General features: G+C 70.1%; 2 protein-coding genes. Both read left to right on the top strand.

Annotated features, from left to right (window positions below; all coding sequences use genetic code 11):
• The first annotated feature begins 7 nt into the window (after window positions 1-7).
• Entirely contained in the window at window positions 8-4,339 is a 4,332-nt protein-coding gene (locus tag ACZ3KP_RS40825; RefSeq protein WP_467506191.1) for an amino acid adenylation domain-containing protein, read from the top strand.
• 15 nt (window positions 4,340-4,354) lie between these two features.
• Window positions 4,355-6,740, top strand: a 2,386-nt coding sequence (locus ACZ3KP_RS40820) for a non-ribosomal peptide synthetase (RefSeq protein ID WP_467506190.1), incomplete at its 3' end; no start/stop codon positions are given.

The following is a 6,740-nucleotide window of genomic DNA, read 5'->3' as shown; positions in this document are numbered from 1 at the left end:
ACGGGACCTGCCGTGGCGGGTCAGGGTGCTGGACGTCACCGACACCCCCGGCGAATACGTTCTGGTCATGGTGGTCCATCACATAGCGGCCGACGGCTGGTCGTTGGCGCCGCTGGCGAAGGACCTGTCGCAGGCATACGCCGCTCGCTGCCAGGGTGCTGCCCCCGAGTGGCAGCCGCTCGAGGTGCAGTACGCGGACTACACGCTGTGGCAGCGAGAGGCCCTCGGTGACGAGGACGACCCGGACAGCGTGATCGCCGCCCAGATCGCCTACTGGAAGCAGGCTTTGGCCGATCTTCCGGAAGAGCTGGAGCTCCCGGTCGACCACCCGCGCCCCCCGATCGCCTCGCACGAGGGCGACTCGGTGGAGGTCCGTGTGCCGGCGGAGGTGCATGCCCGTCTGGTGCACCTGTCCCGGTCGTGCGGGGCGAGTGCGTTCATGACCGTTCAGGCTGCTCTGACGGTCCTGCTGTCGAAGATGGGTGGCGGACAGGACATTCCGATCGGGACGCCGATCGGCGGGCGTACCGACGACGCCCTCGACGAACTCGTCGGGTTCTTCGTGAACACGCTCGTCCTGCGAACCGATCTCTCGGGCGACCCGACGTTCCGCCAGGTCCTCGGACGGGTCAGGGAAGCAGACCTGGCCGCGTTCGCCCACCAGGACGTGCCGTTCGAGCGGCTCGTGGAGATCCTCAATCCGGCCCGCTCCATGGCCCGCCACCCCCTCTTCCAAGTCATGCTCGCCTTCCACAACAATGCGCAACCCGACCTCAACCTGCCCGGGATCCAGACGCGGGACGAGCCGGTGCACATCCCGGCGGCTCGATTCGACCTGTCCCTCAACCTCGCCGAGACACATGGGCTCGACGGGAGCCCGGCCGGCCTGCTGGGTGCGTTGGACTACCGCACCGACCTGTTCGAGCGCACCACCGTCGAGCAGCTCGCCGAGCGCTTGTCCCGGCTCCTCGAAACCGTCACGGCCGACCCCGACCAGCCGGTCCGTACCCTCTGTGTCCTCGGCGCGGACGAGCGACGGCGGATGCTCGTCGAGTGGAACGACACGGCTCACGAGATTCCCGAGGCAACGCTGCCGGAGCTGTTCCAGGCCCAGGTCTCGCGCACGCCCGATGCCCTCGCACTGGTGGGCGGCGGAGCCGAGCTCACCTACGCCGAGCTGGGCATGCGCGCACGGCAGCTTGCGCACGGGCTGGCCGCACGAGGCATCGGGCGGGGCGATCGCGTGGCGCTCCTGCTGGACAGCTGGCTCGACCAGATCTCCATGACCCTCGCCCTAGCGCAGGTCGGAGCCGCGTACGTGCCCCTGGACCGGCGGAGCCCCGCCGCCCGCCTGGAGCTGATCCTCGGCGACTCCCTGAGCACCGCCGTCGTGGTCGACCGGACGACTCGCGCCCTGCTTCCGAACCGGTACCTGCAGAACGGTCTCGACATCCTGCAGGTCGAGGAGCTGCCTGCACCGGGCTCGCCGGCAGCGGCCGATGCGGCACCGGCGGTGCGGCCGCTCGACCTGGCGTACGTGATGTTCACCTCCGGATCCACCGGGCGGCCCAAGGGCGTGGCCATCACCCACCGCAACGTCGTCGCGCTCGTCTTCGACCGGTACTGGCAGGACACGGGCGAGGACCGTGTCCTGGTCCACTCGTCGCCGTCGTTCGACGCCTCCACCTACGAGGTGTGGGGCGGCCTCCTCAGTGGTGCCACCCTCGTGGCCTCGGGCACCGTGGCCGCGGACATCCCCGAGCTCGCCCGCACCATGACGGAGGCCCGGGTCACCGTGGGTCTGCTCAACGAGGGCATCTTCCGGGCCCTGGCCGAGAGCGCCCCCCAAAGTTTCGGCACGCTCCGCGACGTCTACGTCGGCGGTGACACGGTCTCGCCCTCCGCGGTGCGAAAGGTGCAGGACCACGCCCGCGGCATGCGGTTCACCAACAGCTACGGGCCGACCGAAGCAACCCTGTGCGTCGCCCACCATGCGCTGCCCACGGGGAGCGACGACAACGCTCCCATCCCGATCGGCCGGCCGCTCGACAACACGCGGCTGTATGTGCTCGACGAAGGCCTTCAACCCGTGCCCTGCGGAGTGATCGGCGAGCTGTACGTCGCCGGTGAGGGCTTGGCCCGCGGTTACGTCGACCGCCCCGACCTGTCGGCGGAGCGGTTCGTGGCCGACCCGTTCGGTCCAGCCGGTACGCGCATGTACCGGACCGGCGACCGGGTGAAGTGGAACCACGAGGGCACCCTGGAGTTCGCCGGCCGCACCGACACCCAGGTCAAGGTGCGCGGCTTCCGCATCGAGCCGGGCGAGATCGAGGCAGTGCTGGAGTCGTTCCCGGAGGTGGCCCTGGCCGTGGTCATCGTCCGCGAGGACCGGCCGGGCGACAAACGGCTCGTCGCCTACCTGGTTGCCGACGCCGACGCAAGCGTCGAGCCCGAAGACGTGCGGGACCGTCTTGCCGATGCCGTGCCCGACTACATGGTTCCGGCTGCCCTGGTGCAGCTCGACGCCCTTCCCCTCGGGCCGACGGGCAAGCTCGACCGGGCGGCACTGCCCGTACCCGACTACGCGGGCGGGGGCGGTCGAGCTCCCCGCACCGCCAAGGAGCGCATACTGTGCGCGGTATTCGCCGACGTCCTCGGGGTCGGCGAGGTCGCCGCGGACGACAGTTTCTTCGCGATGGGTGGCGACAGCATCGTCTCCATCCAGCTCGTCGCAAAGGCGCGCGCGGCAGGGCTGATCGTCACACCGCGGCAGGTGTTCGAGCGGAAGACCGTCGAAGGACTTGCGGCGGTCGCGGTCGAGGTGGACGGGCGAACCGAGGCGGCAGCGGACTCTGGCTCGGGCACCGGCGTGGTGCCGTTGACACCGGTCATGCGGCAGCTCTGCGAACGCAGCGACGTCATCGACCGGTTCAGCCAGTCGGTCATGCTCGTGACCCCGGGCGGCCTGCTCCGCGAGGACCTCACGGCCGCGCTGCAGGCGGTCATCGACCACCACGACCTCCTCAGGGCCCGGCTCGCCGTCGCGCAGGACGGAACCTGGCAGCTCGAGGTGCTGCCGCCCGGCACGGTCTCCGCCGCATCGGCCCTGTGCCGAGTCGAGGCCGCTGGGCTGGGGGAGCCGCGGCTCCGGGAGCTGGCGGTCGAGCAGGAGGCCGCGGCGGGCAGCCGACTGGCTCCGGCGAACGGCCGCATGCTGGACGTCGTCTGGCTCGACGCGGGACCGCACGCCTACGGCAGCCTGGTCATCACGGTCCACCACCTCGCCGTCGACGCCGTGTCCTGGCGCATCCTCGTGCCCGACCTCGCCTCCGCTTGGGAGGCCGTCGCCGCGGGCCGGCAGCCGAGCCTCCAGCCCGTCAACACGTCCTTCCGCCGTTGGGCGGAACACACGGCCTTCGAGGCAGAGCGGCGGATCGTCGAGCTGCCCTTCTGGGAGCGGCTCACCGCGGACACCGAGCCGCCTTTGAGTACGCTGCAAGCCACCCCGGAACCCGCACGCGACACGTGGGGCACCGCCGAGAACCTCAGCGTGACACTCCCGGCGGAACTGGCGGGACCGCTGCTGACCACACTGCCCGAGGCCTTCAACTGCGCACCGGACAGCGTCCTGCTCGCAGGCCTCATGCTGGCCGTCGACCGTCGCACGGCACGGCTCGGCGGAAACACGCCGCCGTTCCTCGTCGACGTGGAGCGCCACGGGCGCCAGGGGATCAGCCCAGACCTCGACGTTTCGCGGACGGTGGGCTGGTTCACCAGCGTCGCGCCCGTCCGACTGGACATGCAGGAGGTCGGTGGTGGGCACGGGGCGGAGGACGGCCTCAAGTACGTGAAGGAGCAGCTGCGGGCAGCCCCGGACAACGGCTTCGGCTACGGCCTGCTCAGGCACCTCAACCCGGCGGCCGCCGACCGCCTCGCTGCCCTCCCCGCATCCCACATCCTCTTCAACTACCTGGGACGCATCCCGGCGCCGACCGGCCACAACGGCACGGAGCCACGCCCCTGGTCGGTCATCGACGACGGAGAAGTCGGCGGCGGCGCCGACCCGGACATGCCCATGACCCACACCCTCACGGTCAACGCCGTGGCCCGCGACACCACCTCCGGTCCCGAGCTGCTCACCACCTGGGCCTGGCCTGGCCGCCTGTCGACGGCCGGCGAGGTCCAGGAGCTCGCCGACGCGTACACGCAGGCCCTGGCCGACATGGCCGCACTCGTCGATTCCCCCAGCATCGGCGGACTGACCCCGTCCGACGTGCCCCTCCTGGGGCTGAGCCAAGACGAAATCGACGAGTTCGAGTTCGCCGAGTTCGAAGACTGAACGGAAGGATTTGAGATGAAGCGGTCGCGAATTGAAGACATCCTTCCGTTGTCGCCTCTTCAGGAGGGACTCCTCTTCCACGCGCAGTTCGATGACGAAGCCGCAGACACCTACGTCGTCCAGCTCGTCATCTCCCTGCGCGGCACAGTCGACGGGCCCGCTCTGCGCACGGCAGTGAACGAGGTGCTGAGCCGTCACGCCAACCTCCGGGTGGGAATACAGCATCGCAAGACAGGGCAGCCCGTGCAGCTGGTGATGCGCGACGTCGAAGTCCCCTGGCAGGACATCGACCTCACTCGCCTCCCGCACGAGCAGCGCGCAGCCGAACTCGAACGCCTCCTCGCCGAGGACCGCCGGCGCCGGTTCGACCTGCGCCAGGCCCCGCTGATCCGGTGCACCCTCGTCCGGATGGCCGAGGACGACTACCGGTTCGTCTGGGCCAACCACCACATCCTGCTCGACGGATGGTCGAACGCGGTCCTGTTCCAGGAGCTGTTCAGGCTCTACCGGAGCCGGGGCGATGCCCGCCTCACGCCGGTCACCCCGTACCGCGACTACCTCGCCTGGACCGCACGGCAGGACGGCGAGAGCGCGCGCGAGGAATGGGCGGCCGCGCTCGACGGGCTCCAGGACTCCACCCGCCTCGTACCCCACCCGGGCACGAGCCCGGCCGAATCGTTCCCGCGACGCGCCACCTTCACGGTCGACGAAAGCCTGACAGGCGCTCTCGCCGAACTGGCACGCACCCGGAACCTCACCTTCAACACGCTGATGCAGGGAGCCTGGGGCATCCTGCTGGGACGACTCACCGGTTCGGAGGACGTGCTCTTCGGTATCACCGTCTCCGGACGCCCACCGGAGCTCCCTGGCATCGAGACCATGGTCGGGCTTTTCATCAACACCCTGCCGGTCCGGGTACGACTCGACCCGGCGCGGTCCGTCGTCGAGGTCCTTGCGCGGCTTCAGGACGATCAGGCACGTCTGATGCCCCACCAGCACCTCGGACTCGCCGAAATCCAGAAGGCCGCTGGACGGACCGACCTCTTCGACACCGTGGTCGTGTTCGAGAACTACCCGGTGGACGAGGCCGCGTCCGCCGAACTCGGTGCGGACCTCCAGGTCGCCGACGTCATGGGCCACGACGCGACCCACTATCCGCTGAGCCTCATGGTCCTTCCCGGACGCGAGCTCGTCCTCAACCTCGACTACCGCGAGGACGCCTTCGACCGGGCGGCCGTCGAACAACTGGCGGCACGCCTCGTCCGACTCCTCGAGGCCATCGTCACCGCACCGGACACCGCGATCCGTGACGTCGACCTGCTCGGGCCGGCCGAACGGGAGCAGCTCCTGGCCCTGGGCCATGGCGCCACCGTCCGGCCCCCACACACCACCGTGCCCGATCTCTTCCGGGCGCAGGCGCATGCCACCCCGGACGCCGTCGCCCTCACGGGCGGCGGAACGGAGCTCACGTACGCCGAGTTGGACGCCAGGGCGAGTGCCCTGGCTCACGAACTCGTCGCCATGGGCGCGGGACCGGAACAGGCCGTCGCGGTCTGGATGGAGCGCTCCGCCGACCTCGTGGTCGCGCTGCTGGCCGTGCTCAAGTCCGGCGCGTTCTACGTACCACTGCACGACGGCTACCCGGCGGAGCGCCGCCGAACCGTCATGGAGGACTGCCACGCCCGGCTGCTGCTGACGGACCGGCCGGGGGATGCGGCCACATTTGCGGGCGCGGCAGTCGTCCACGCTGTGGACGGTGCTGCGGCAGCGGCCGGCGAGGCCCGGAGCGGCTCGGAACCCCTCTTCTTCGGCGCCGTGCAGGCCGACGGCCTAGCGTACGTAATGTACACGTCAGGCTCCACGGGTGAACCCAAGGGCGTCGCCGTCACGCACCGGGCCATCGTCGATCTGACCCGTGACGCGTCCTGGAAGAGCGGCCCCGAGGACCGCGTCCTCTTCCACGCACCACACGCCTTCGACATCTCCGACTACGAGCTGTGGGTTCCGCTGCTCTCCGGGGCCCGGGTCGTCGTCGCCCCGACGGAGCCGATCGACTCGGCGGCCCTGAGGGCGCTGCTCACCAGGGAACAGATCACCTCCGTACACCTGACAGCCGGGCTCTTCCGCGTGATCGCCGAACAGGACGCGGACTGTTTCTCCGGCGTCCGTGAGGTGTTGACGGGTGGTGATGTGGTGTCGCCGGTGGCGGTGCGCAGGGTGGTGGAGGCGTGTCCGGGCACGGTGGTGCGGGTGTTGTACGGGCCGACGGAGATCACCTTGTGTGCGACGCAGTACGAGGTTCCGGCGGGTGCGGTCGTGGGTGGTTCGGTGCCGATCGGTCGGCCGATGGACAACACGCGGGTGTATGTGCTGGATGGGGGTCTGTCGCCGGTTCCGGTGG

The organism is Streptomyces sp. NPDC020958, from assembly GCF_055562175.1.
Note: the sequence above shows the minus strand (reverse complement) of the source record. Positions and strands in the feature narration are given on the sequence as shown.